The organism is Aquimarina macrocephali JAMB N27 (assembly GCF_000520995.1).
GTDB lineage: Bacteria > Bacteroidota > Bacteroidia > Flavobacteriales > Flavobacteriaceae > Aquimarina > Aquimarina macrocephali.
The window spans coordinates 1-26,993 of the sequence record NZ_JACA01000064.1; the positions used below are offsets into that span (position 1 = coordinate 1).

The window sequence follows — 26,993 nt, forward strand, 5'->3', positions numbered from 1 at the left end:
TTTTAAAGATATTCTTGGAAAAGGTGTAGAAACTGTATGGAATGAATACAAAAACTATATCAATGGCGGCAACACTCTTGATTACGACGGAAATTACCCATGGAATCTGGATTGCAGTAGAAGTAACAGAAATAATACAGCTACCACGGAAAATAAAAAACCCGAAGAGGCATTCAATTTAAAGTCATACCCTAATCCAATTCAGGATAAATTGTTTTTTGCAAAACCAAAAAACCTAAAAGGTACATCTTTACTTTATGAAATCTATGATACTCAAGGTTCTTTAATTTTTACAGAAAAAACTTCAAGAAGTGAATTAAGTCTAGATCATTTAGAAAGCAAAATGTATTTTATAATTGTTAAACAAGATGGGAAAACCATATATAGAAATAGATTTATAAAACGATAACATCGGTTTATACTATATCATAGTTAATTAGAATTGTCAAAACACCTGTGCTATACGTAACAGGTGTTTTTTCTTAAAACATATTGTTTATAGATAATATTCTGAAGTATGCTTAATTACCTTTAATGAAAAAGTAGTATTTAAAACTCCGATATTATCAATTTTTGACAATTTAGAACGCATAAATTCGTGATATTCTTCTAAGCTATTCATGTTAATTTTTAACAGAAAATCTACCTGTCCTGCCATATGAAAACATTCTTGAACTTCTTTCAGGTTTTTTATTTGATTTTCAAACTTATCAATAAATGACTCTCCATGAGATTGAAGAGATACCTGGCAAAATGCTGTAATTGGCAGACCAATCATATTCTTATTCACAATTGCAACATATTTTTCTATATACCCTTTACTTTCTAAACGTTTTATCCTTTCATATATAGGAGATACTGTTAAGTTTAAAAGATTTGCTATCTCTTTCGCTGTTTTTTTAGAATCTCTTTGAAGGATTCGTAAAATGGTTTTGTCTGTGTTATCTAACATTTCCATGTGAACAATACTAAAATTACTTTATACAGATAAAAAAACTTTTATTTTATAATAATACAGTTTTTTTTACCACAATCATACAATTATCCCATTTATTTAACCAGATATGGTTTTGTTTTAAAAATAAAATTCAAAATAAAAATAAATTGATTTCACATCAAATTAACATTTTAAGCACATTATACTCTCATAAAAAGACGCATTCAGCCCTTTTTATTAAAAAAGAGCTCCTATTTTAACAGGAAAAAAGACTTAATAGCAGATATATAGATATTCCAAAAAGACAAAAAAACTTTATAAGTCTATTTTTGCCATAAAAATCACTAATATTTATATCAAAATACAAATATTAATCTTCATACTATAAATTTGAAAACAATAATCCTCTTAAGCATAACACTTTGTTAATCTTTTAGAAACACAAATTAATTAAGAGCTTATTAGAGAAATCAGCAGTCAAATTATTAACTAAACCAATTTTAATATGAAGAATAAATTAGGATATCTATTTTTTGTGCTTACCTTCATGTCATTTGCCAATATGGCTACGGCCCAGGAAATTACAATTACTGGAAAAGTAACAGATAACACCGGAATGTTACTACCTGGAGTAAATATTATTATAAAAGACTCTTCTGCAGGAACACAAACCGATTTTGACGGAAACTATTCATTAACAGCTTCGTTGGGAGATACTCTGTTATTTAGTTATCTGGGAATGGAAACTCAAAGCATTACTGTATCAGGCTCAGGAGTGCATGATATAGCTATGCAAGAGAGCTCTAATCAATTAGAGGAAATTGTAGTTACCGGGTATTCAAAACAATCGGTAAGAAACATAACCGGATCTGTTACTGTAATCAAAGCAGAAGATCTAGCCGCTACCACACCTGTAGATATCGAACAATCTTTGCAAGGATTAGCCGCAGGTGTTACTGTAAGTTCTGAAGGAGGACCAGGTGGATCTGCAATGGTAAGAATACGAGGATTTGGAACAATTAATAATAACGATCCTCTTTATGTAATTGATGGCACACCAACAACTACTGGAATTAACCAATTAAATCCAGCTGATATCGAATCAATGCAGATATTAAAAGATGCTTCTTCTTCTGCTATTTATGGATTTAGAGCTGCCAATGGAGTAATTCTTATCACCACCAAAGGAGGTAAGTATAATAGCAAAACTAAGTTTACATTTAACACAAGCCTAGGAATTGATAACATTCCTAAATCTGCTTTTCCAGATTTATTATCTCCCCAAGAGACTGCAAATGCCATTTGGACTCGTTTTAACAATGATGGTTTTGCTCCTTCTCATCCTCAATATGGTAACGGAAATACTCCAGTATTACCAAACTACTTAACCCCAGCTGGAGCAGATTCTGCAGATCTATCCACATATGACCCTCAAACTAATAAGATCACCAGGGCGAATAAAGAAGGTACAGATTGGTTTGATGAATATTTCAATGATGCATTTGTTCAAAATTATAACCTAGGGCTATCTGGAGGATCTGAAAACGCAAAATTTCATGTCGGAATGGGCGCACTAAAACAGGAAGGTGCAGCCTTGCATACCTTCTATAACAGATATGTATTAAGAGCAAATTCAGAATTCAAAATAACCAATAATTTTAGAATAGGAGAATCTTTTAACCTTTCTTACTCTGATAGAGTTGGCTCTGTTGGAAATCAATCCACCGGAGGAGATATTTCTTTCTTATATAGAGCGCAACCTATTATTCCTGTATATGATATTGCAGGCAACTATGCAGGTCCTCAAAGTCCGGGATTAGGTAATGGTATTAACCCTATAGCCAGCGCAACTCGGAATAAGAACAACTTACAACGAAGCTACAGAACAATTGGTAATGCATATGCAGAATTAGATTTTCTAAATGATTTTACTTTTAAAACCAACATAGGACTTGATTATAATAATAATAATAATAGTTCTTTCTACACTTTTCTTAACCCAGAAGTTGCAGAACCTAATTCTGTTAATCGATTATCTGAAAATAACGACTATACAATTTCTTCTACATGGTATAATACCCTTAGCTATTCTAAAAATATAGGAGGACATACTATTAATGCTATGCTAGGAACAGAATCTAATAAAACACAAAGAAAATTCTTAAGTGCTTCAAGAACTGATTTCTTTACCGATGATCTAGATTATAGATACTTAGATAGAGGAACAGGCACCAGAGATAATAATGGTAGCGGAATTAAAAGTGGATACTTCTCTAGTTTTGGGAAATTAGATTATAGTTATAACGATAAATACTTATTATCATTTTCTCTACGAAGAGATGCCACTTCAAAATTTTCGCAAAATAAAAGATCAGATTACTTCCCTTCATATAGTGCTGCATGGAGAATATCTGGTGAAAACTTTATGAAAAGCCTATCGTTTATAAATGATCTCAAAATAAAAGCAGGATACGGAGAACTAGGGAATGAAAGTATCCCTCAAGGTAGAATATTTAGCCAATATATTAATAATGATGATAGTAATTACGACATAGGAGGAAATAACTCTAATGTAACGCCGGGATATAGTTTATTCATATTCGGAAATCCGGATTTGGAGTGGGAAACAACAACAACAAAAAACTTTGGAATTGACGGCGTTCTATTTGATCGAAAATTATCATTCAGCCTTGAGTATTATAATGCGCTAACAAAAAAGTTATTAGTTCAGGATCAAGCCAATGTAACTCTTATAGGTCTTGCACAGGCTAAATATATTAATGCGGGGTCTGTAGAAAATAAAGGGTTCGATTTTTCATTAGGATATAACGACCAGATTAACGACAACTTACAATACCACGCTTCTATAAATGTTTCTACATACAAAAATACAGTAAAAGAACTATCTGATAATTCTAATTACTTTTTAGAAGGAAACTTAGCACGAGAAACCAGACCTTCTAGAACACAAGCAGGTCATTCTATTGCTTCTTTCCATGGTTTTATTATTGATGGTATCATCCAAAATGATGCAGAACTTGCGGCAACTGGTGATTACTTAGGAAAAGAGATAGGAACATTTAAATACAGAGATATTAATAACGATGGAGTGATTAATGATGACGATAGAGATTTTATAGGGAATCCCCATCCAGACTTTACCTATAGCTTTAATATGGGGGTAGAATATAAAAATATTGATTTCGGAATATTCTTCCAGGGAAGTCAAGGAAACGACATTTATAATTTCACCAAATTCTTTACCGATTTTAATAGCTTTCCCGGAGCAAAAAGCAGAGATTACCTAAACTCCTGGAGTCCCTCTAATACGGGAGCTAGGTTACCTAAACTATCTAACAATCCGGCAGAACACTATTCTAGCGCCAGTAGTTATTATATAGAAGACGGATCATACTTACGACTTAAAAATGTTCAATTAGGATATAGCCTTCCAGAACGGTTAATATCTAAACTAAATATTTCGAGATTAAGGTTTTTCATACAGGCCAAAAACCTACATACCTGGGCAAAATACTCTGGGTTAGATCCCGAAATCAACTTACAACAATATGGTGGCGACTCTGTAAATCTGGATATCGGTATTGATAGAGGTGCATACCCTGTAGCAAGAACATTTATACTAGGGGTTAATCTTGCTTTATAAATTAAAAACGAGGTAAAATGAGCATTGATAAACAAGTAAATGAAGATGAAACCAATGATAACCTTATGGCCCGTTTTACACAATAATCAAAAAAATCAAATATAAACAGATGAAAAAAATAATCTTATTTGTATTCGTTACAGTACTAGTGATTTCTTGCGAGAAAGAACTAGACATTGAACCACAAGGATCTCTTGTTGAAGGAGTAATAGAATTTGATAAAGAGTGGGTCGACCAACAACTTATCAGTGCTTATGCTATTTTGGATGGAAATCCTGGTTATTTCTGGGCACCAGCATCTAACTGGGCTCTTGGAGATGTAGCCTCTGATGATTTTCATAAAGGTTCGTCTATAGATGATCAACCTCAACTAAATGATGTTGAACGTTTCTCTTCGGGAACAACAAACATTTATTTATCTAGAAAATGGGAATCTTTATTTGAAGGTATTTCCAGAACAAATCAAACGATAGAATCAATTACCAAAGCTATAGAAAAAGGTACTCCAGAAACAGATTTAACTGTTCTAGGTGCAGAAGCACATTTCTTAAGAGCACATTACCATATGGATGCAAAAAAAATATGGAACAATGTACCTTTTATGAAAGAAGGACTAACTACTACCCCATCCAATGATACCGATATTTGGCCACAAATAGAAGAAGATCTAACATACGCAATAAATAACCTTCCTGAAAGTCAGGATGATGCCGGAAGAGCTAACTCATGGATAGCAAAAGCATATCTAGCAAAAGCACATATGTTTCAAAATGATCATGAAGCAGCAAGACCTATTTTAGACAATATCATTAATGAAGGGCCATTTCAATTGGTTCCTAATTATCATGATAATTTTAATGCAGAAAAAGATAATAATTCAGAATCTGTATTTGCTGTTCAGAATTCTGTAAATGATGGAGGAGATGGATTTATTAATGGTAATAGAGGTAATAGATTAAACCATCCTTATGCTCCTGATGCTCCCGGAGGAGGATGTTGTGGCTTTTTTCAACCTAGTCAAAATTTAGTAAATGCATTTAAAACAGATGCTAATGGTTTACCACTATTAGATTCTTTTAATGATTCTGATATTACTAACGATCAAGGAATTACATCTGATCAACCTTTTACCCCGCATATAGGAAACCTAGATCCAAGATTAGACTGGACAGTAGGTAGAAGAGGCATAGAATATTTAGGTTGGGGAATCATGCCTGGGTCGAGATGGACACGTGATCAATCTAATGGAGGACCATATGTTGGTAAGAAACATGAGATATTAAAATCTCAGGAAGGCTCAATGTCTGCCGCCGGACTACCACAATATAATGCTATTAACACACCTTTGATAAGATATTCTGATGTTCTACTATGGAGAGCTGAGATTTATGCTCAGGATGGCCAATTAAATGAAGCCATGAACCTTGTTAACAGAATAAGAGCTAGAGCTGCAAATCCTGATGGATTCGTTAAAAACCCTGACGGGACACCAGCTGCAAACTATGTAATCAATGAGTACACATCATTTCCTGATCAGGAATATGCCATTAAAGCGGTTCGTTTTGAAAGAAGATTAGAATTAGCCTCAGAAGGACATCGATTTTTTGACCTGGTACGCTGGGGAGTAGCTCCACAAGTATTGAATAAATACATCAATGAAGAATCTTCAAAACGTGTTTACCTTAATGGAGCAAGTTTTACCCAGGGAAAAAGCGAATACTATCCTATTCCTCTGGATGCAATAAATTCTTCTGGAGGAGCAATAAATCAAAACTCCGGATATTAACCACTATGTTTCACTAATAGATTTGTTTCATTAGTTATTTTTTGTTTTAGATTGTAAAGACAGAATCATTTATATAGATTCTGTCTTTCATATGTTAATTCATCATACATTTTTTTAAAACCTTATGTAATTCAATCACAACGTTCAAAATAAATGAATCATGAAATTGTTTATGTTTAGAAGAATACTCCTAACCCTTTTTATTGCAGGATTAGGTATACACTGTACAAATAAAGAAGAAGTAAAAAAACCGGTAGACTATGTAGATGTTTTCATTGGAACAAAATCGCCAGGACACACATTCCCTGGTCCTATGCTTCCTTTCGGAATGGTACAATTGAGTCCTGACACCAGAAATGATCACACTAGTTGGCCTGCCTGTGCAGGGTATGACTATATGGACACTTCTATTATAGGTTTTACCCATACACACTTATCAGGAACAGGAGTTCCTGATTTAGGAGATATTCTATTCATGCCAGCAACAGGAGAAATACAATTTCAGGCAGGAACTCCAGAAAATCCTGATTCTGGATATCGTTCTAGATATAGCCACGACAATGAATTTGCAGAACCTGGGTATTATTCAGTAGTTCTTGATGACTACAATATAAAAACAGAACTAACAACTACAAAACGAGTTGGAGTACACAGATATACGTACCCTAAAGCAGAAAAAACCAGTATTATTATTGATCTGGAGCATCGTGACCCGGTAATAGAAGCAGAGTTCGAGATCATCAGTAAAACAGAAATTGCCGGATATCGAAGATCAAAAGCATGGGCAGGAAATCAACGCCAGTATTTTGTTGCACGATTTTCAAAACCAATCATATCGTATCAAATTCTTAACGGAAAAAAAACAGTAACTACCGGCACTAAATTTAGCAGCAAAAAAATAATAGCAGCTCTTAATTTTGACAGTTCTGGAGATCAGATTACAGCAAAAGTGGCATTATCTGCTGTAAGTATAGATGGTGCCAGAAAAAATCTGGAAAAAGAATTATCCCATTGGCGCTTTGATGAAATCAGAAAAAAAGCAAAAAAAACATGGAATAATTCGTTAAGTAAAATAGAAATATCCGATAGCAATGAAGATAAAAAAGAAATATTCTATACCTCACTATATCACAGTCTTTTGACTCCTAACTTATATAATGATATTGATGGTCAATATCGAGGGATGGATGACAAAATACATACAGCACAAGGGTTCAACAATTACACAGTTTTTTCTCTTTGGGATACTTTTAGAGGTTTGCACCCACTGTTAACAATCATAGAGCCAGATGTAACCCGGGATATCGTTGTTACTTTACAAAAAAAACATGAGCAATATGGCGAAATTCCCATGTGGGAACTGGCAGCAAATGACACAAGATGTATGATAGGATACCATGGAGTATCGGTAATGGCAGATGCATATTTAAAAGGAATAACAGATGTGAATACCGAAAAAGTATTAAATGCAATGATAGAAAGTTCCAATGTAAAAAAGAGAGGTATTAATTACTATACCGAATTAGGATTCGTACCTTCAAACAAAAGTAGTCAATCGGTTTCCAAAACACTAGAATATGCATACGACGACTGGTGTATTGCTCAAATGGCAAAAGCTTTAAACAAAACAGACATCTATAATGAATATTCGAGAAGAGCTCAATTTTTTGTTAATCTATATGATCAACAAACAGGCTTTATGAGACCTCGATATTCTAACAGAAAATGGTATGAAGACTTTAACCCTACATCTGTCGAAAAGACCTATAATTTTAATTTCACAGAAGGAAACTCGTATCAATACAGCCTTTTTGTCCCTCATGATATTGCAAGTGTAATTGACTTGGTTGGGGGTGATAAAAACTTTAACCAATGGTTAGACAACCTTTTCTCTAAAAATTTTGATGAAGAAATTAGTGAAGATTCTGATGTCTCGGGGCTATTAGGACAATATTCTCATGGAAACGAACCAAGTCATCATCTTGCATACTTATACAACTATGCCGGTAAACCTTGGAAATCACAACAAACCATTCACAAAATATTAAATGAAATGTATACTTCTGAACCTGATGGGCTCTGCGGAAATGATGATTGCGGACAAATGTCTGCATGGTACGTATTGAGCAGTTTAGGATTTTACTCTGTTACTCCGGGAGCCCCAGAATATGTTATTGGAAGTCCTTCATTTGAAAAGGCCGAAATCAAGCTTGATAATGGAAATACTTTTACCATAATAGCCAATAATGCCAGTGAAAAAAACATCCACTTTTCATCCTTGAAACTTAATGGTAAAGAATACCCTAATACATATCTAAAACACGAAGACATTGTAAAAGGAGGTGAATTGGTTTTTGAAATGACAGATATCCCAAATAAAAATTGGGGGATTCATCCATCAAACAGACCTTTATCAGACACTAAAAAAACAGTAAGTATACCGTATCTAAAATCTGATCACACCACATTTTTAGATACCAAAAACAATCGTTTTAGATTGTGATACAGAAAATGCCAATATGTATTACACAATCGATGGTAGCGAACCCACAGAAAATAGTTTACGATATAATTCTCCTTTCGAGGTTAAAAAATCTACAAAACTAAAAATCAAAGCTTTCAAAAAAGATTTAAGATCTAGTTATACAACAACATTATTCCTAGAAAAACTAGAGAGTATAGATCCGAGGAAACTAAGAACCAAACTTAAAAACGGGCTTTCGTATAAATATTACGAAGGTATTTTTAGATCTGTTTATGATTTTTCACAAGAAGACCCCATACAAAAAGGAGAAGTATCAAATATCAATATAGAATCCCGCTTAAGAGATGAATGGATAGGTTTCGAATTTGATGGATTTATAAATATTCCAAAAAATGGGGTATATAATTTTGAAATTTCTGCCAATGATGGCGCTCAATTATTAATTGATAATAAAGAATTGTTTGAAAGTGATGGAAGGAAATCGTTTAGCTTCACTCAAAAGAATGATATCATTCTATCTAAAGGATTACATAAATTTACTATTCGATATTTTCAATGTTCGGATAATATCGGTCTAAAAGCATTATGGAGTGGCCCTGGTTTTAAGAAAACAGAAATTGACACTTCTTATCTTTATCATATGGTTGATCAAAATGGAGATGTATCTAATCCATAACTTTCAAAAGATAGTAAAACACATATTTTAAGTTAATATCAAAACTATACTTGATTGCTAATAAAAAAGAACTAATAATTAACTAAATAAAAAAACTGTAGAATAAACAATGATATTAGGAGTAGATATAGGAGGTAGTCACATTACTGTAGGCCGTGTTGACACCAAAAACCATAAAATACCCGACTCTAATTTAATTTCGACAGAGGTAGACAGCACCGCGCAAGCAATTGAAATTATTGATCAATGGATCCAGGTTTTACAAAAAAGTATAGACTCTCTTAATAAAGATAAAGAACCTCTAGAAGGAATATGCATTGCATTACCAGGTCCCTTTGACTATTATCAGGGTATTTTTGCATATAAAATGGAGAATAAATTCACTTCTCTGTTAGGTATAAATATCAAGAAAATAATTATCAAACGATTAGCTTTATCAGACACTATACCTTTACGGTTTTATAATGATGCAGCCTGTTTTGGTATAGGAGAATTTTGGAAAGGGAAACTTAAATCTGCAGAAAAAGCATTGGCTATAACTTTAGGTACTGGTTTTGGAGCCACCTTCTTATCACAGGGACTCCCTATGCTTTCTGGAGATGGTGTTCCCGAAAATGGTGAACTGTACAATATTCCCTTTAAAAACGGAATAGCAGATGAATATTTCTCTACCCGCTGGTTTATTAAAAAATACAAGGAGGCAACAGGGGTTACTATAAGTGGTGTAAAAGATCTAATTACTGATTTTAAATCCAACCCACATACAGATCAAATATTCGAGGAGTTTTCTAGAAATTTAGCCATTTTTCTATCTCCTTGGTTAAAAGGATTTAATGTAGATGCTGTAGTTATAGGTGGAAATATATCTAAAGCATGGAATTCTTTTGCAGATAATCTTAACACAGAATTAAAAAACCAAGGATGCAATACAAAAATATACCAAAGTGAATTAAAAGAAAAAGCTATTTTACTAGGTGGGGCACGTTTGGTTAACAATATATTTTATGAAAGTCTCTGTTTTTGAAATCATATAAACCGAGCATATCAGCAAAAGATTAAACTCTAGTTTAAAATACTCAATATTAAAAGATAAAACATATTATAATCTAAAAAAAACACTATTTTGAAAAACAGTAAAACATATAAAAGTGCTTTTATATTTTTAACCACCTTATTTTTTTTGTGGGGATTTACAACAGTACTAGTCGACTCTCTAATTCCTAGACTTCGCGAAGTTTTTACTTTAAATTACTTTCAGGCTGGATTAGTTCAATTTGCGTTTTTTGGAGCTTACTTTTTATTATCAATACCTTCTGGATTTATTCTATCTAAAATTGGTTATAAAAAAGGAATCATATTAGGCTTGTTAACACTCGCAACAGGGTGTTTATTATTTTACCCCGCTGCATCTTATCGTGAATTTAGTATTTTTATGTTAGCATACTTTGTAGTAGCAAGTGGGATTACTATTCTACAAGTTGCTGCTAACCCATATGTAGCAGTATTAGGCCCTGAGGAAAGTGCTTCAAGCAGACTCAATTTGTCACAGGCCTTTAATTCATTAGGTACAACTATTGCTCCAGCTATCGGAGCTATGTTTATTTTAAGTGATAAAGTTAAAAACCCTCAGGAAATTGCTGCCTTAAACACTCTAGATAAAGAAAACTATTATATTTCTGAAGCTGCTGCAGTTCAATCTCCTTTCATAGGAATTGCCATATTTGTAGCCATCCTGGCCTTTGCTTTTATTTTTATCAAACTTCCTAAATTAATAAAAGATAGTCCGAAAGGCGGATACGTAAAAGTTTTACAAAATAAGACCTTGGTTATGGGAGCTATTGGGATATTTGTATATGTTGGAGCCGAAGTTGCAATAGGCAGTTATCTAATCAATTATTTTTTAGATATGAACCTTGCTACTCTAATCAAAGAAAGCACATTCATGAGGAGTATTTCTGAAGGGATTCTGGGAGCTGATAGCCAAACACTGGACAATAAAGCAATAGTAGGTGCTTTTGTTACCTTTTATTGGAGTGGTGCTATGATTGGCCGGTTTATAGGAGCACATTTAACCAAAATCATAAAACCCGCAAAGGTTTTAAGCTTCTTTGCTATTGGAGCTACTATATTGATTTTGATATCCATATCAACTTCTGGCTTTATAGCTATGTGGAGTATTCTGGCAGTAGGGTTATTTAACTCCATTATGTTCCCTACCATATTTTCCTTATCAATAGAAGGATTAGATGATCTAAAACCACAGGCATCCGGTGTTTTATGCACTATGATTGTAGGTGGAGCAATAATTCCTCCTTTATTTGGATTACTTTCTGATCAAACAGGATTTAAGACTGCATTTATCCTAGTTTTAATCTGCTATATTTATATAGTCTTTTATGGTAGAAGAAAGGCTAATTCTTAAAACATAAAAATAAACTCACATCACTCTATACAAAAAGTGTTTAAACATCAAACTCTTTGTAAAAAGTGAAAACAAAAATCATACATTAATGAAATATCTATCAATTCTAATAACAGTAATACTTTGTTTTTCTTCGTGCAAGAAAGATTCTACAGGTCCGGTAACCCAGAATCCTGTATCAAAAACTATCAAAAAAACAGATTTCACAAAATATGTTAATCCATTTATTGGCACCAGCAAAATGGGACATACCTACCCAGGAGCAACAGCGCCTTTCGGGATGGTACAAGTAAGCCCACAAACGAATTTTGAAGTAATGTTTAACAAGGATGGTAGTTACAATAAAGAAACTTATGAATATTGTGCTGGTTATCAATACAGAGATTCTACAATAATAGGTTTTTCTCACACTAACTTAAGTGGTACGGGGCACTCTGATCTAGGGGATTTTTTAATAATGCCAACAACTGGGAGCTTAGTGCTCGATCCCATAAAAACAACTGAAGGCTCTAAAGGGTTTTATTCTACGTTTTCTCATGATAACGAGTATGCTTCACCAGGATATTACAAAGTAAAACTAAAAGATTATAACATCACTGCAGAACTTACTGCGACAGAACGTGTAGGGGTTCATCAATATACTTTTCCAGAAACAAAAGACGCACACATTATTTTGGATTTAGTTTATAATGTTTATCATCATGATGACAAAAACGTATGGACATTCTTACGAGTAGAAAATGATTCCTTAGTAACCGGTTATCGTCAAACCAAAGGATGGGCAAGAACCAAAAAAGTGTTTTTTGCTATGCAATTCTCTAAACCTTTCAGTAGTTATGGTCACAAAAAGTACGATCCTGTAAAATATGATGGGTTTTATCGTCGTTTTGAGCAACAGGAAAATTTCCCTGAAATGGCAGGAAAAGATATTCGCGCATATTTTAATTTTGACACAAAGGCTAACGAAAAAATCAATATCAAATTTGCACTATCCTCTGTTAGTACCGATGGGGCATTAAAAAACCTAAAATCCGAATTACCTAATTGGGATTTTGAGAAAACGAAACAGAAAACCGAAAGCAAATGGAATAATGAATTATCAAAAATAGAAGTAAAAACGATTACTGAAGCAGACAAGACTACATTCTACACTGCACTATATCACACAATGCTTAGTCCAATTATTTATGAAGATGTAGATGGTAGTTATCTTGGGCTGGATCAAAACATTCATGTTTCCGAAAATTTCACAAACTACTCGGTTTTCTCTCTTTGGGATACGTATAGGGCCTTACATCCCTTGTTTAATATTACACAACCTGGTCGTAACAACGATATGATCAAATCGATGCTGGCTCATCAAGAACAAAGTGTACATCATATGTTACCCATCTGGAGTCATTATGCTAATGAAAACTGGTGTATGATAGGCTATCATGCGACTTCGGTAATTGCAGATGCTATCGCCAAAGATGTTGGAGATTTTGATAAAAATAAAGCTCTTGCAGCATCCGTAAGTACTGCCAATGTTTCTTATTTTGATGGTTTAGGGGATTATATCAGATATCAATACGTACCTGATGATAAAAGCCACTCTTCGGTTTCTAAAACACTAGAATTAGCCTATAATGATTGGTGTATTGCACAGATTGCAAATAGTACGGGAGATAAAAAAGCTACGGATCAATTTCTAAAAAGATCAGAGTATTATAATAATGTGTATGATCCCAAAATTGGATATATGCGCCCTAAATTATCTAATGGCGAATTTAGAAAAGAATTTGACCCTTTAGATACACACGGGCAAGGGTTTATTGAAGGAAATGCATGGAATTATGGATTATATGTACCTCATCAATTAGAAAAAATGGTGAAAATGATGGGAGGAAATGAACGATTTAGTCAACATCTGGATTCTTTGTTTACTATGAAATTAGAAGACAAATTTATAGAAAAACATGAAGACATTACTCGAGACGGAATTATAGGCAATTATGTACATGGCAATGAACCCGGTCATCATATTCCTTATTTATATAACTGGACAGGAAAACCACATAAAACCCAAGAGCGTGTTCGTATGATCATGAATACTATGTATGGTCCTACAGTAGATGGATTGTGTGGTAATGATGATGCAGGACAAATGAGCGCATGGTATATATTTAGTAGTTTAGGATTTTATCCCGTTACACCTGGATCACCCGATTATGCAATAGGAAGCCCTCTGGTTAAAGAAGCGGTACTTCATCTGGAAAACGGAAAAGATCTAACGATTATAGTAAAAAATCAAAGTAAAGATAACATCTACGTAAATCAAGTTACCGTAAATGGTAGAGTCATAAATAATGTTACTCTTTCGCATAATGATATTATAAATGGTGGAGAGATTATTTTTGAAATGCAAAACACTCCTAAGATTACAGAATAACGCTTATCATAAGTTTTTCATCTTATTGAAATTTATCTAGTGTATAAAATGCATTGTTAAATTTCATATATATAATACCGTAAGGTTTAAATATATCTTAAGAAAAAGAATAAAAGAGACCCCAAGGCTTTGACTTGGGGTTTACTATGTGATACAATTTACAGGAAGAATAATTAATAATAATCAAAGCAAAAACTATTTTAAATTGTAATTTTAGCGGCTAGCTATTTTTTTAGTTAGTGTTACTTAAATAGACTATATACAACAAATGATATTAGGAGTAGATATTGGAGGTAATTATATTACTGTAGCTGGAATAGACACCAAAACAAACAAATTATCAGAAGCTAATCTAGTTTCTATTACGGTAGATAATACAGCTGAAGCTGATGAAATATTAGAACGGTGGTTATTTGCGCTGCAGAAAGTTATCGATACTCTTGTAGATGATCCTCTAGAAGGAATTGGTATAGCTATACCTGGACCATTTGATTATTATAATGGAATTTTTGCCTTCAAAATGCAGCAAAAATATGCTTCTCTTTTTTGTATAAATATTAAAGAAATACTGAAGAAAAAATTACAACTATCTGATGATATTCCTATACGGTTTTATAATGATGCTGCTTGCTTTGGTATTGGTGAAGTATGGAAAGGAAAGCTTAAATCAATTCGAAGAGGGCTAGGGATAATATTGGGTGCAGGTTTTGGTGCTTCTTTTCTTTTTCACGGGCTTCCAATCCTTTCTGGAGATGGAATCCCAAAAGATGGAGAGTTATATCACATCCCATATAAAGATGGAATCGCTGATGATTATTTTTCTACCCGGTGGTTTATTAAAAGATATAAAGAGATTACCGACACTACAATCGATAATGTTAAAGAACTTACAGAAGCTTCTTTAAAAAACGATGTTGCGGTGCAACAAGTTTTTAATGAGTTTTCTGAAAATCTAGCCGAATTTTTAAGTCCCTGGTTAAAATCTTACAATGCAGAAGCTATAGTTATTGGAGGTAATATTGCCAAAGCATGGCCTTTTTTTGCTAATGAGCTAGAGAAAAAAATAAATGCTCAAGATTGTCTTGTGAAAATACACAAAAGTGAACTTCAGGAAAAAGCAATATTATTGGGTAGTGCAAGATTAGTTAATGATACTTTCTATAAAGGGCTGGCTTTTTAATAAAAATATATCTTATATATAATTAAATAAGTATAAAAAAATAAGCTTTATTTAATTACTTTTCTCTTTTTAAACTTCCATTCTGTGATACCTCCATCGAGATCATAGATTTTAGTAAATCCTGCTTTTTTCATATAGCTAGAGCATTTATTACTTCTTCCACCTCGGGCACAATATACAATTACGGGTTTTGATTTATCAATTTTAGAAATTAGATCTTCAAAATTTTCATTTCTAAAATCGATATTTATAGCTCCTTCGATATATCCTTGAGTATACTCACCAGGTGTTCTTACATCAATAAGTTGCACTTTACTCATTTCTAATAATGAATCCATTTCTTCAACTGTAATTAACTCTACTACAGAATTTTCTTCAACCTGTTTGCAATTAAGCAATACTGAAGAAATAAAAATGATTATTAAAAATGATTTGATTTTCATAAGATAGTATATTAATCTTCTACAATTTCGCCTTCCCAATTCATGAAGCCTCCAACCAAATTATATGTAGTTCCAAATCCCATTTGATTCATTAACATACACGCTTGAGCACTACGTGCCCCAGAGCGACAGTATACATAGTAGTTTTTGGTTTTATCCAGCTTTCCTATCTCATCAAGAAAACCTTGTCCCTGACGAATATCTACATTAAGCATATTGGGTATATAACCATCCTCTACTTCTTCTTCTGTTCTTACATCTAAAATTACTGCATTATTGTCATTAGCAATTTGCTCTTGCCATTCTTCTTGAGTGATATCTTCTGCCATTATAAAATGTGTTCTACTAAAATTGGACTTTTGTTTTTTATATTCCCTACAAATATAAAGAGTAGTTCATTAATTGTATTAAAACTACGCCTTCAATTTATTAAAAATTTGGAAAAATACTATGCTTTAATACTACAACCGATAGCTTTTGTAATTTCTACAGGAACTTTTTCTCCTTTTAGTAGGGCATTAACAGCATCTTCGACATATTTCTGATCGGCAGCCGATGCATCTTTATAATTATTATCAATTGCACCTATATATCGAACGATATTGCCATTAGATGTTTTCTCTAGAACATAGACATGAGGAGTTTTTGTAGCTCCATACTGAGGGTATATTTGTTGTCCGTCATCAAATAAATACGGAAAAGTAAATCCTTTTTCTTTTGCTCTTATCTGCATATTATCAAAACTATCATCTGGATAAGCCTTTGGGTTATTAGGATTTATAGCTACAACAGGGTATCCTTTTTCTTTAAAAGCAACATCTAATGCTATTATTCTATCTTCGTAGGCTACAGAATATGGGCAGTGGTTACATGTAAAGATTACAATAAACCCTTTGGCATCTTTATAATCTGCCAATGATATTAAAGTATCATCAATATTTTTTAGTTTAAAATCTGTAGCAACATCTCCAATCGAATATCCTCCTTCAATTTTAGCACCAGACACTTTATCCAATGCAAATGCGCTTATCGCAATCACAAAGGCTACTCCTACCAGAATTTTTAAAGTTTTCATCTGTTTAATTTTTTATTGCTTTTTTGTTAATTAGTATTTACAGCATTTTTTTAAGCTCTTTTTCTAATTCATTATAAGTAAAAGATCTTTCATAAAAATTACTATCACCATCTTTATATATTACTGTTGCCGGTATAGAACCAGACCAATCACTGTTAACTTTTGGAATCCAACTATTTGCATCTGGATCATCTAATAAAATCAATTTACTTCCTATCTTTTGTTTTTTAACAAATGGAATTAATTTAGATTCTACCTGACTGGGTAAATCCAGGCTTACCAAAATCACCTCAACCTTATCCTTAGGATACCTACTGTTGATCAATTCAAAATAAGGCAACTCGGCTACACATGGTTTACACCATGTAGCCCAGAAATTAATCACTCTTATTTTTCCGTCATTGATATTTAATAATGGCTTAAAGCTCTCAAAATCATATACAGGTATCTCTATACCTTTACTTTCGAAAACATCTGTTGCATCAAGAGCTACAGTCTGTTGCTCTCCTTTACATTTAGTAAAAAGCACTATAAATACGGTATATAAAATTAATCTCGACATCATACTAATGTATCAAAACCTTTAATTCTGCAAAAGAAAATTAACAAGGTTTCTATATTTTATCTAAATATTTTCAGAATTTTTCACAATTGTTTAACTCAATAACGATACTTTTCTGAATGACAATAATACCATTAAACCTGATCTCAAAACCCGAATTTAACAAAGAATTAATAACAATTTACAATTTTCGAAATAAAAATTAACATACATTTGTATAGACAAATATTGTAGATACAATTGAACATAGAAAAAATCATAAAAACAGAGATTGAACTTCCGCTACCTAAAAAAATCGTAATAAATTTATTATATACGGAAAATTGGATAATGGATAAAATCAATATCAATTTAAAAGCTTATGACATTTCACTTCAACAATTTAATGTCTTACGAATCCTAAAAGGGCAAAAAGAAAAACCTGCTAACCTCTCTACTATACAAGAAAGAATGGTTACCAAAATGAGTAATACCACTCGATTAGTTGATAAACTCATTAACAAAAACTATGTAAAACGAGTAACCTGTGAATCTAATCGAAGAAAGGTTGAAATTACTATTACAGAGCAAGGAAAAAAATTTTTGGATAAAGTAAGTCCTATAATGGATGAATTTGAAAACAGTATTACTTCAAATTTCTCTACAGAGGATTTGATCCAATTAAATGAATTATTAAACAAACTTCGAAATTCTAACTTATAAATAACAATAACTATTAATTTTTTAAACGATCATGAAAACTAGACTTAAATCATTATTCTTAGCAATTGCAATAGTTGCAACAACATCTACTTTTGCACAAAAAAAAGAAATCAAAACTTCAGAAAGTACAATTAACTGGACAGGTAAAAAAGTTACCGGATCTCATACAGGAACACTAAACCTATCAGAAGGGTTTTTAGTATTTGATGGTGATAACCTTACAGGAGGTGAATTTACAGTAGATATGACTACACTCGCCGTTAGTGACCTTGAAGCTGGAAAAGGAAAAGAAAAACTTGAAGGACACCTAAGCTCTGATGATTTCTTCGGAATAGCAAATCATAAAAGTGCAAAATTAGTGGTTACAAAAACTAAAAAAACAGACAAAGGTTATGTAGTAGCCGGAGATCTTACTATTAAAGGAAAAACAAATCCAATCAAATTTATTTTAGCCGTGAATGGTGCTACCGCATCAACAACACTTAAAGTAGACAGAACAAAGTATGACATCAAGTACGGGTCAGGAAGTTTCTTTGATAACTTAGGTGATAAAGCGATCAGCGATGAATTCGAATTAGCTGTTAATTTAAAAATGTAATTTTTTATTGTTCTGAATTATAATTAATTTATATATTTGGCCTAACAAATAAAAAAATGAAAACAATCTTAACAAATAATTGGTGGTGGTCATCTCAAAACGAAAACGTCGTGAGATAGATCCTATCATTGTGTTAAGTAAAACATATCAAAGGCTTGTCGAATCACGACAAGCCTTTTTTTTGTTCCCTAAACAGAGATTGTATTTAAAAAATTAAAAACGCAAAATGACTTATAAATTAACCACACATTTCAAACAAATCTTGGCAGACACCTTTACTCCGGTGAGTGTTTATCTAAAAATCAGAGATCGTTTTCCTAATAGCCTATTATTAGAAAATAACGATTATAGAGGGAGTGAAAATAGTTTTTCTTACATCTGCTGTAACCCGATAGCTAATATCAAAGTAGAAAACGAAACTATTTATCAATCTTTTCCCGATAAGAATATCGAGGAAACACCCATAACCGATACCACCAACATCGCAGAAGTTGTTGAGCAATTTGGTAAAAAATTTATAACCTCAAAAAGTAAGTTCAAGTTCATTAACAATGGCCTTTTTGGTTATATCTCCTATGATGCCGTTCGATATTTTGAAGATATCTCTATTTCTAAAAAAGAAGAAAGTCTAAATATTCCGGACATACAATACACGGTATATCAAAACATTATTGCCATCAGTAATTTTACTAATGAAGCTTATATTTTTGCTCATTGCTATGAATCAGAAAGCAATATTGCCGAAATAGAATCTTTACTTAAAGTCAAAAACTTTGCTTCCTATAATTTTACTACAGTCGGTGATACCACCTCTAATCTTAATGATGAACAATATAAAGAACATGTTTCCCTTGCCAAAAAACATTGTCATCGCGGGGATGTATTTCAATTAGTATTATCCAAACGTTTTTCTCAAAAATTTAAAGGAGATGAGTTTAATGTCTATCGAGCATTACGCAGTGTTAACCCCTCACCCTACCTGTTTTATTTCGATTATGGTGATTTTAAAATATTTGGTAGTTCTCCCGAGGCACAACTGGTCGTAAAAGATGATATTGCCGAGATTCACCCCATCGCAGGAACTTTTAAACGTACAGGCAATGACGAGCAAGATGCAGAATTAGCAAAAAAACTATCTGTAGATGAAAAAGAAAATGCAGAACACGTGATGCTGGTAGACCTGGCACGTAATGATCTAAGTCGAAACGGAAACCATGTAACTGTAGAAACCTATAGAGAAGTTCAATTTTATTCTCATGTGATCCATTTGGTTAGTAAAGTCACTAGCAAAAAACACAAAAACACCACCACCATGCAAATAGTAGGAGACACTTTTCCTGCGGGTACATTAAGTGGTGCACCAAAACATATGGCCATGCAACTTATCGAAAAATACGAAAACGTAAATCGTGATTTCTATGGAGGAGCTATTGGATTTATGGATTTTTCAGGAAACTTTAATCACGCGATCATGATCCGTACATTTCTAAGTAAAAATCACAAATTACACTGGCAGGCAGGAGCCGGACTGATTAATGAATCAAATGAAGAAAACGAATTACAAGAAGTCTATAATAAATTAGGAGCATTAACAAAAGCATTAAAACTTGCAGAAGAAATATAAGGGTGTTTCCCCAATTATTTGGGGTCGGGCTATTCACGCTACAAGGTAGCTAGCTTCTATCCCTAACACAAAAAAGTAGTAAAGAGATAAAGTAACAAAGTGTAAAAACTCTGAAACTCTAAAAAAAAGAACAATGAATACAAAAATATTAGTAATAGACAATTACGACTCATTCGTATACAATCTGGTTCATTATCTAGAAGATCTTGGTTGTGAGGTTGTCGTAAAACGTAATGACCAATTACGATTAGAAGATGTAGATGCATTTCAAAAAATATTATTGTCTCCGGGTCCTGGAATTCCAGATGAAGCAGGATTACTAAAAGATATCATCCGTGAATATGCAAATACCAAAAGTATTTTTGGAGTTTGCCTAGGACAACAGGCTATAGGAGAAGTTTTTGGAGGTAGCCTCATCAATCTCAATGAAGTGTATCACGGTGTAGCAACCAATGTAACACTATCAGTCACAGATGAATCTCTTTTTGAAGGACTTAATACCAATTTTGATGTAGGAAGATATCACTCCTGGGTAGTAGAAGATAAAGATTTACCCGATTGCCTGCAAGTCACTTCATATGATCAAAACGGGCAAATCATGTCCCTACGCCATAAAGAATTAGACGTTCGCGGGGTACAATTTCATCCAGAATCTGTATTAACCCCCGACGGAAAAAAGATACTAGAAAACTGGGTTAATAATTGAAATTAATACCTAAATGAAAATAAATACTAACTTTTAAAAATACTCCATACAAACTCTCTTTCCTATGTTGCGAGAGAGTTGGAGTGAGGGACCTATGAAAAACTTACTCAACCGATTAATCAATCACGAAACCATCTCTAAAGAAGAAGCCAAAGGTGTTTTGGTTAACATTTCTAAAGGAGAATACAATCAAAGTCAGATCGCTTCATTTCTTACCGTATATATGATGCGTAGCATTACCATCGAAGAATTAGAAGGTTTTAGAGATGCCCTACTAGAGCTTTGTATTGCAATAGATCTTAGCGAGTATAATCCCGTAGATCTTTGTGGTACTGGTGGTGACGGTAAAGACACCTTTAACATCTCAACGCTTTCTTCTTTTGTCTCGGCAGGAGCAGGAATTAAAGTTACCAAACACGGGAACTACGGAGTTTCTTCGACATGTGGTAGTTCTAATGTAATGGAGCATTTGGGGATTAAGTTCAGTAACGATAAAGACTTTTTGAAACGTAGTATCGATGAAGCCGGAATATGTGTATTGCATGCTCCATTATTTCATCCTGCAATGAAAAATGTTGCTCCGATACGTAGAGAATTAGGTGTGAAAACTTTTTTCAATATGCTTGGACCAATGGTAAACCCAGCATTTCCAAAAAATCAAATCGTAGGAGTTTTTAACCTGGAATTAGCAAGGATGTATGGATATCTATATCAAAATACAGATAAAAAATTCACTATTATCCATGCTCTGGATGGATACGATGAGATTTCACTAACCGGAAACACAAAAACAATTTCTAATACTACAGAAGGAATGCTTTCGCCATTAGATTTTGGAGTACCAATATTAAAACAAGAAGATATTTACGGAGGAGATTCTATCGAAGCATCTGCTGCTATATTTATGAATATCTTAAGTGGAAAAGGTACCGAAGCCCAAAATAATGTAGTCTGCGCCAATGCAGGAATGGCTATTGCCACTGTAGAAGGTCTAGAACCAAAACAAGGATTCGAAAAAGCAAAAGAATCACTACTTTCTGGAAAAGGGTTAATAGCACTAAAAAAAGTTCAGGAATTAAGTAAGAATTAAAATAGTTTATCATTCCAGTATTTCAGCTGGAATTTGTAAACATATCAAAGAAATTCAATTTAATAAAATGAAAGTCGAAACATACAAAATCATAGGTTGGAAAGAGAAAGAAACCGGGCTACTTATTAGCGAAAATGAAGATTGGATTTTGGTTAAACACATCCCAGTCGATTATGTAATTGATGGATATAAATTATATAACAAAAGTGTTATTGAAAAGAGGAAGTCTAAAGCAAAAGAAGAAAAAATATCAAGAGTCTTAAAACTAAAAAACACCCAAATAACTGTACCTGATACATTTAAATTAGACAGTGTTTTTGAAACATTAAAATGGTCTGAAAAAAAATATGGGCTATTCGAATTTCAAGACAAAGAAGCTGAACTGTTTTATGGAAAATTGAATCATATAAAAAGTGACATGTTTTATATTGATCTAATCACTTCTAACGGAACTATAAAAAAAGAATATGATTATAACTTTTTGGTATATGAAGTTGCAGCAATTGCATTCGAATCTGATTATTTTGAATCTGTTCGATTACTAATGAATGATGAACTAAAAAAAGAAGGAAAACTAAGTAAAGTATAATAAACCGCATCTTGCATTGTACTTGTTTTACACATATTTGATGATGAAAGAATATCAAATGATTAAAAAATATTATGACTCTGGTACTACTCGTAGAAGTGGTATTAAACTAATTAATCATATTGATGAAGGTCTTATTATTCTTGATAAAATTGAAGCCAGTGATATCGCAAAAAGAGCATATTGTCTACACCCAATTGTACAAAGTGATGAATGCCTTTCTCAAAATTACAGTTTTGATTTTCAAGGAATTGATCCAAAAGTATTGATTGTAGTGATAGAATATCGCTCTGTTGCTAACGAATATCTTTCAATCAAAAAAATAAATACAATTGATGATATACGATTATCTCCATTAAAGGATGTAAATGATATGCTTATTGCAGACAAAATACAGAACCGAAAAGATTATGAATTATATCATAAAGAAACACATCCGAGAAGTATTGAATTAGATAAATATTTTAAGAATTGGTTACAGAAACTAAATATCGATGAATCTTTTTATCAAGAAACTATAACAATGCTAAAAAAAGAATCAGAATTATAAATGAACATACTAGATAAAATAATAGCGGATAAATATAAAGAAGTTGAACTCAAAAAAAGTTTAATTCCTATCAAACAATTAGAGAACTCTGTTTTGTTTGACCGTCAAACAAATTCATTAGCCAAAGCTTTACAGAATAGCGATACTGGTATCATTGCAGAACACAAACGTAGATCCCCTTCAAAATCTGTGATTAATCAAAAAGTAAGTGTACAAGATGTAGCACAGGGGTATAAAAATGCAGGAGCTTGCGGGATGTCGGTGCTATCAGATGGCAAGTATTTTGGAGGGTCCTTAGAAGATCTTTTACTTGCCAGAGCTACAGTACAAATGCCTTTGCTACGTAAAGAATTTATCATCGACGAATATCAATTATTAGAAGCCAAAGCTCATGGAGCCGATGTAATCTTATTAATCGCAGCCATTTTATCACGTGATGAGATCAAATCTTTATCCCAGTTTGCCAAAAGCCTATCACTCGATGTATTATTAGAAGTTCATAACCAGGACGAACTACAAAAATCTATTATGCCATCTTTGGATATGCTGGGTGTGAACAATCGAAATCTAAAAACATTCGAGGTAAGTACAGATATTAGTAAAACGCTAAGTACCCAAATCCCAGATGATTTTGTAAAAGTTTCAGAGAGTGGCATTAGTACTATTGAAGCAATAAAAGATCTAAAACAATATGGATATAAAGGTTTTCTTATCGGTGAAAACTTTATGAAAACCGAAAACCCCGGAGCCAGTGCTGTAGAATTCATAAAAGATCTAAAGAAATGAAACTGAAAGTCTGTGGGATGAAATATCATGAAAATATAAAAGCGGTAGCAGCTCTGAAACCAGATTACCTTGGCTTTATTTTCTATGAAAACTCTCCCAGAAATTTTGAAGGAGAAATTTCAAAACTACCCTCGACAATTAAAAAAGTAGGGGTATTTGTAGATGCTTCTATAGATTTTATTGTCGAAAAAGTAAAACAATACGACTTTAAAGCTATTCAATTGCACGGAAATGAACCTGAAACGTATTGTCAAGACTTAAAATCATCATTGACTGAGCACACTGAGTCTGTCGAAGTGTGGAAAGTCTTTTCGATCAAAGATGAGTTTGATTTTGATCGTTTACAACCCTATGAAGGTATTGTTGATTATTTTCTCTTTGACACCAAAGGAAAAGAAAAAGGAGGTAATGGATACACCTTTGATTGGAGTGTATTAAAAGGCTATCCTTCCTCTACTCCATTTATTTTAAGTGGCGGTATTGGACTCGATGAAACAGAAGATCTTTTATCTTTTCGCGAGAGCCCCGAATCTAAATATTTACATGCTATTGATGTAAATAGCAAATTCGAAAGCAAACCAGGATTAAAGAAAACAGAAGATCTCGAAAAATTTATAAAGCTTGTCATTTCAACATAAACGCAATGACAACCAAAAACAATAAAAAATGAATTATCAAGCTAACGAAAAAGGATATTACGGAGATTTTGGAGGAGCATATATACCAGAAATGCTTTACCCTAATGTCGAAGAATTACGAACTACCTATCTGGATATTATGAATGAACCTTCTTTTAAAGAAGAGTTTAATCAATTATTAAAAGACTACGTTGGTCGTCCTTCTCCTTTATATTTCGCCAAACGTCTTTCAGAAAAATACAATACAAAAGTATATCTTAAACGTGAGGACCTTAACCATACCGGTGCGCATAAAGTAAATAATACTATTGGACAAATTCTTGTAGCCAAACGATTAGGTAAAAACAGGATTATTGCAGAAACGGGTGCAGGACAACATGGAGTAGCTACAGCCACAGTATGTGCACTTATGGGTATCAAATGTATTGTCTATATGGGCGAGATTGATATCAAACGACAAGCCCCTAATGTAGCGCGAATGAAAATGCTTGGCGCCGAGGTGAGACCTGCTAAATCAGGAAGTAAAACTCTTAAAGATGCTACCAACGAAGCTATACGAGATTGGATCAATAATCCCGTCGATACACATTATATTATTGGCTCTGCCATAGGGCCTCATCCATACCCGGATATGGTAACACGGTTTCAATCTATAATCTCAGAAGAGATCAAGTGGCAGTTAAAAGAAAAAGAAGGAAAAGAACATCCTGATTATGTAGTAGCATGTATTGGTGGGGGTAGTAATGCAGCAGGGACATATTATCATTTTTTAGAAGAACCAAGTGTTGGAATCATTGCTGTAGAAGCTGCCGGAAAAGGAGTACATAGTGGCGAGAGTGCCGCTACCTCTCAATTAGGAAAAGAAGGAATCATTCATGGATGTAAAACCCTGTTAATGCAAACCTCTGATGGGCAAATCACAGAACCTTATTCTATTTCTGCAGGGCTGGATTATCCCGGTGTTGGGCCACTACATGCTCACCTATATAAAACTGCACGAGGAGAATTTTATTCTGTAACCGATGATGATGCCATGGCCGCCGGATTAGAACTATCGCAATTAGAAGGAATTATTCCCGCAATAGAATCTTCGCACGCTCTGGCGATCTTTAATGATAAAAAATTCAGACCCGATGATATTGTAGTAATAAGCCTATCCGGTAGAGGAGATAAGGACCTTGACACATATATAGACTATTTTAAATTATAACAATTAAGTAGTAAGTACATCGTAATTAGCATAAAAAAATATAAGTCCTAATTACTAACTACTCAACACTAAAAGCATGAACAGAATAAATACAGCATTAGAGCAAGATAAAAAGTTACTATCTATATATTTTACAGCTGGTTACCCATCACTAAACGATACCGAAAAAATCATACAAGACCTAGAAAAAAACGGTGTAGATATGATCGAAATAGGATTACCTTTTAGCGACCCTTTGGCAGACGGACCAACGATACAAGAGAGTTCGACCATAGCTCTTAAAAATGGTATGACAACTCAACTTCTATTTGAGCAATTAAAAGATATTCGTAAATCGGTTAACATTCCTTTAATTATCATGGGGTATTTTAATCCTATGATGCAGTATGGTATAGAAGCTTTTTGTGCTAAGTGCCAGGAAATTGGTATCGACGGATTGATTATTCCCGATCTACCGGTTAATGAATATCACGAACATTACCAGGAAACTTTTGAAAAATATGGCTTGATCAATGTATTTCTAATTACTCCGCAGACCTCGGATAAGCGTATTCGGTTTATAGATAGTGTATCTAATGGTTTCATCTATATGGTAAGTTCTGCAAGTACCACAGGAGCCAAAAGTACATTTGGCGATACGCAACAGCAATATTTTGAACGCATTGAAGCTCTGGGTCTAAAAAACCAACAAATCGTTGGTTTTGGAATCAGTAACAATGAAACGTTTACACAAGCTACAAAAACAACAAAAGGAGCTATTATTGGCTCTGCTTTTATAAAACATTTAACCAAAAATGGAACAGATAACATTGGTAACTTTGTAAAAAGCATTCGGTGAT

25 protein-coding genes are annotated in these 26,993 nt (G+C 33.2%); 20 read left to right on the forward strand and 5 right to left on the reverse strand.

The genetic code is table 11. The features are described from left to right. Positions 1 to 409, forward strand: a 409-nt coding sequence (locus tag Z054_RS29315) for a T9SS type A sorting domain-containing protein (RefSeq protein ID WP_035093610.1), incomplete at its 5' end; no start/stop codon positions are given. A gap of 87 nt (positions 410 to 496) precedes the next feature. On the opposite strand, the gene Z054_RS0125665 is transcribed toward Z054_RS29315, so the two are convergent. Next, positions 497 to 958 (reverse strand): Lrp/AsnC family transcriptional regulator, encoded by a 462-nt coding sequence (locus Z054_RS0125665; protein WP_024772862.1) that lies wholly within the window; start codon positions 956 to 958, stop codon positions 497 to 499. Between the two features lie 484 nt (positions 959 to 1,442). On the opposite strand from Z054_RS0125665, the gene Z054_RS0125670 reads away from it, so the two are divergent. From Z054_RS0125670 to Z054_RS0125700, 8 genes are all read left to right on the forward strand, one after another. Further along, on the forward strand, positions 1,443 to 4,601 hold the full coding sequence (locus Z054_RS0125670) for a SusC/RagA family TonB-linked outer membrane protein (RefSeq protein ID WP_024772863.1): 3,159 nt from the start codon (positions 1,443 to 1,445) through the stop codon (positions 4,599 to 4,601). 109 nt (positions 4,602 to 4,710) lie between these two features. Next, on the forward strand, positions 4,711 to 6,387 hold the full coding sequence (locus Z054_RS0125675) for a RagB/SusD family nutrient uptake outer membrane protein (protein ID WP_024772864.1): 1,677 nt from the start codon (positions 4,711 to 4,713) through the stop codon (positions 6,385 to 6,387). A gap of 160 nt (positions 6,388 to 6,547) precedes the next feature. Then, positions 6,548 to 8,890 carry a GH92 family glycosyl hydrolase gene (locus Z054_RS29320; protein WP_152538677.1) on the forward strand — a complete coding sequence of 781 codons (2,343 nt, stop codon included), beginning with the start codon at positions 6,548 to 6,550 and terminating at the stop codon, positions 8,888 to 8,890. 16 nt (positions 8,891 to 8,906) lie between these two features. After that, complete coding sequence (locus tag Z054_RS30625; RefSeq protein WP_051473922.1) at positions 8,907 to 9,548, forward strand: chitobiase/beta-hexosaminidase C-terminal domain-containing protein; 642 nt, start codon at positions 8,907 to 8,909, stop codon at positions 9,546 to 9,548. Positions 9,549 to 9,657: 109 nt separating this feature from the next. After that, positions 9,658 to 10,572, forward strand: a complete 915-nt coding sequence (locus Z054_RS0125685) for an ROK family protein (protein ID WP_024772865.1) — start codon at positions 9,658 to 9,660, stop codon at positions 10,570 to 10,572. Positions 10,573 to 10,671: 99 nt separating this feature from the next. Further along, positions 10,672 to 11,970, forward strand: a complete 1,299-nt coding sequence (locus Z054_RS29325; RefSeq protein WP_035093612.1) for a sugar MFS transporter — start codon at positions 10,672 to 10,674, stop codon at positions 11,968 to 11,970. 88 nt (positions 11,971 to 12,058) lie between these two features. Beyond that, positions 12,059 to 14,401: a GH92 family glycosyl hydrolase gene (locus Z054_RS0125695; protein WP_024772866.1), complete on the forward strand. Its 2,343-nt coding sequence runs from the start codon at positions 12,059 to 12,061 to the stop codon at positions 14,399 to 14,401. 268 nt (positions 14,402 to 14,669) lie between these two features. Then, positions 14,670 to 15,581 carry an ROK family protein gene (locus tag Z054_RS0125700; RefSeq protein ID WP_024772867.1) on the forward strand — a complete coding sequence of 304 codons (912 nt, stop codon included), beginning with the start codon at positions 14,670 to 14,672 and terminating at the stop codon, positions 15,579 to 15,581. A gap of 47 nt (positions 15,582 to 15,628) precedes the next feature. Here the strand turns inward: Z054_RS0125700 and Z054_RS0125705 are convergent, their stop codons facing one another. The 4 genes from Z054_RS0125705 to Z054_RS0125720 all read right to left on the reverse strand — a co-directional run bounded on the left by Z054_RS0125705 (position 15,629) and on the right by Z054_RS0125720 (position 17,628). Next, on the reverse strand, positions 15,629 to 16,024 hold the full coding sequence (locus tag Z054_RS0125705; RefSeq protein ID WP_035093614.1) for a rhodanese-like domain-containing protein: 396 nt from the start codon (positions 16,022 to 16,024) through the stop codon (positions 15,629 to 15,631). 11 nt (positions 16,025 to 16,035) lie between these two features. Beyond that, positions 16,036 to 16,353, reverse strand: a complete 318-nt coding sequence (locus Z054_RS0125710) for a rhodanese-like domain-containing protein (RefSeq protein WP_024772869.1) — start codon at positions 16,351 to 16,353, stop codon at positions 16,036 to 16,038. A 119-nt stretch (positions 16,354 to 16,472) separates the two neighbouring features. Next, positions 16,473 to 17,099, reverse strand: a complete 627-nt coding sequence (locus Z054_RS0125715) for a thioredoxin family protein (RefSeq protein WP_024772870.1) — start codon at positions 17,097 to 17,099, stop codon at positions 16,473 to 16,475. A 37-nt stretch (positions 17,100 to 17,136) separates the two neighbouring features. Next, positions 17,137 to 17,628: a TlpA disulfide reductase family protein gene (locus Z054_RS0125720; RefSeq protein ID WP_241461458.1), complete on the reverse strand. Its 492-nt coding sequence runs from the start codon at positions 17,626 to 17,628 to the stop codon at positions 17,137 to 17,139. 363 nt (positions 17,629 to 17,991) lie between these two features. Here Z054_RS0125720 and Z054_RS0125725 point away from each other — a divergent pair, with 363 nt between their 5' ends. From Z054_RS0125725 to trpA, 11 genes are all read left to right on the forward strand, one after another. Continuing rightward, a complete protein-coding gene (locus Z054_RS0125725) occupies positions 17,992 to 18,363 on the forward strand; it encodes a MarR family winged helix-turn-helix transcriptional regulator (protein ID WP_316929952.1) in 372 nt (123 codons plus the stop codon). A gap of 31 nt (positions 18,364 to 18,394) precedes the next feature. Further along, on the forward strand, positions 18,395 to 18,961 hold the full coding sequence (locus Z054_RS0125730) for a YceI family protein (RefSeq protein WP_024772873.1): 567 nt from the start codon (positions 18,395 to 18,397) through the stop codon (positions 18,959 to 18,961). Between the two features lie 226 nt (positions 18,962 to 19,187). Then, complete coding sequence (locus tag Z054_RS0125735) at positions 19,188 to 20,585, forward strand: anthranilate synthase component I family protein (protein ID WP_024772874.1); 1,398 nt, start codon at positions 19,188 to 19,190, stop codon at positions 20,583 to 20,585. A 133-nt stretch (positions 20,586 to 20,718) separates the two neighbouring features. Further along, positions 20,719 to 21,291, forward strand: coding sequence for an anthranilate synthase component II (locus Z054_RS0125740; RefSeq protein WP_024772875.1), 573 nt, complete (start codon positions 20,719 to 20,721; stop codon positions 21,289 to 21,291). A 94-nt stretch (positions 21,292 to 21,385) separates the two neighbouring features. Then, positions 21,386 to 22,381, forward strand: coding sequence for an anthranilate phosphoribosyltransferase (gene trpD, locus Z054_RS0125745; protein ID WP_024772876.1), 996 nt, complete (start codon positions 21,386 to 21,388; stop codon positions 22,379 to 22,381). A 67-nt stretch (positions 22,382 to 22,448) separates the two neighbouring features. Beyond that, the gene (locus Z054_RS0125750) at positions 22,449 to 22,970 is read left to right on the forward strand and encodes a hypothetical protein (RefSeq protein ID WP_024772877.1); all 522 of its coding nucleotides are present in this window, start codon (positions 22,449 to 22,451) and stop codon (positions 22,968 to 22,970) included. 40 nt (positions 22,971 to 23,010) lie between these two features. After that, positions 23,011 to 23,520, forward strand: a complete 510-nt coding sequence (locus Z054_RS0125755; protein ID WP_152538678.1) for a hypothetical protein — start codon at positions 23,011 to 23,013, stop codon at positions 23,518 to 23,520. Then, entirely contained in the window at positions 23,521 to 24,306 is a 786-nt protein-coding gene (gene trpC, locus Z054_RS0125760; protein ID WP_024772879.1) for an indole-3-glycerol phosphate synthase TrpC, read from the forward strand. Continuing rightward, complete coding sequence (locus Z054_RS0125765; RefSeq protein WP_035093616.1) at positions 24,303 to 24,944, forward strand: phosphoribosylanthranilate isomerase; 642 nt, start codon at positions 24,303 to 24,305, stop codon at positions 24,942 to 24,944. The genes trpC and Z054_RS0125765 overlap by 4 nt, the downstream gene beginning before the upstream one ends. Positions 24,945 to 24,972: 28 nt before the next feature. Beyond that, entirely contained in the window at positions 24,973 to 26,154 is a 1,182-nt protein-coding gene (gene trpB, locus Z054_RS0125770; protein ID WP_024772881.1) for a tryptophan synthase subunit beta, read from the forward strand. Between the two features lie 76 nt (positions 26,155 to 26,230). Beyond that, entirely contained in the window at positions 26,231 to 26,992 is a 762-nt protein-coding gene (gene trpA, locus Z054_RS0125775) for a tryptophan synthase subunit alpha (protein ID WP_024772882.1), read from the forward strand. Position 26,993 lies beyond the last annotated feature (1 nt).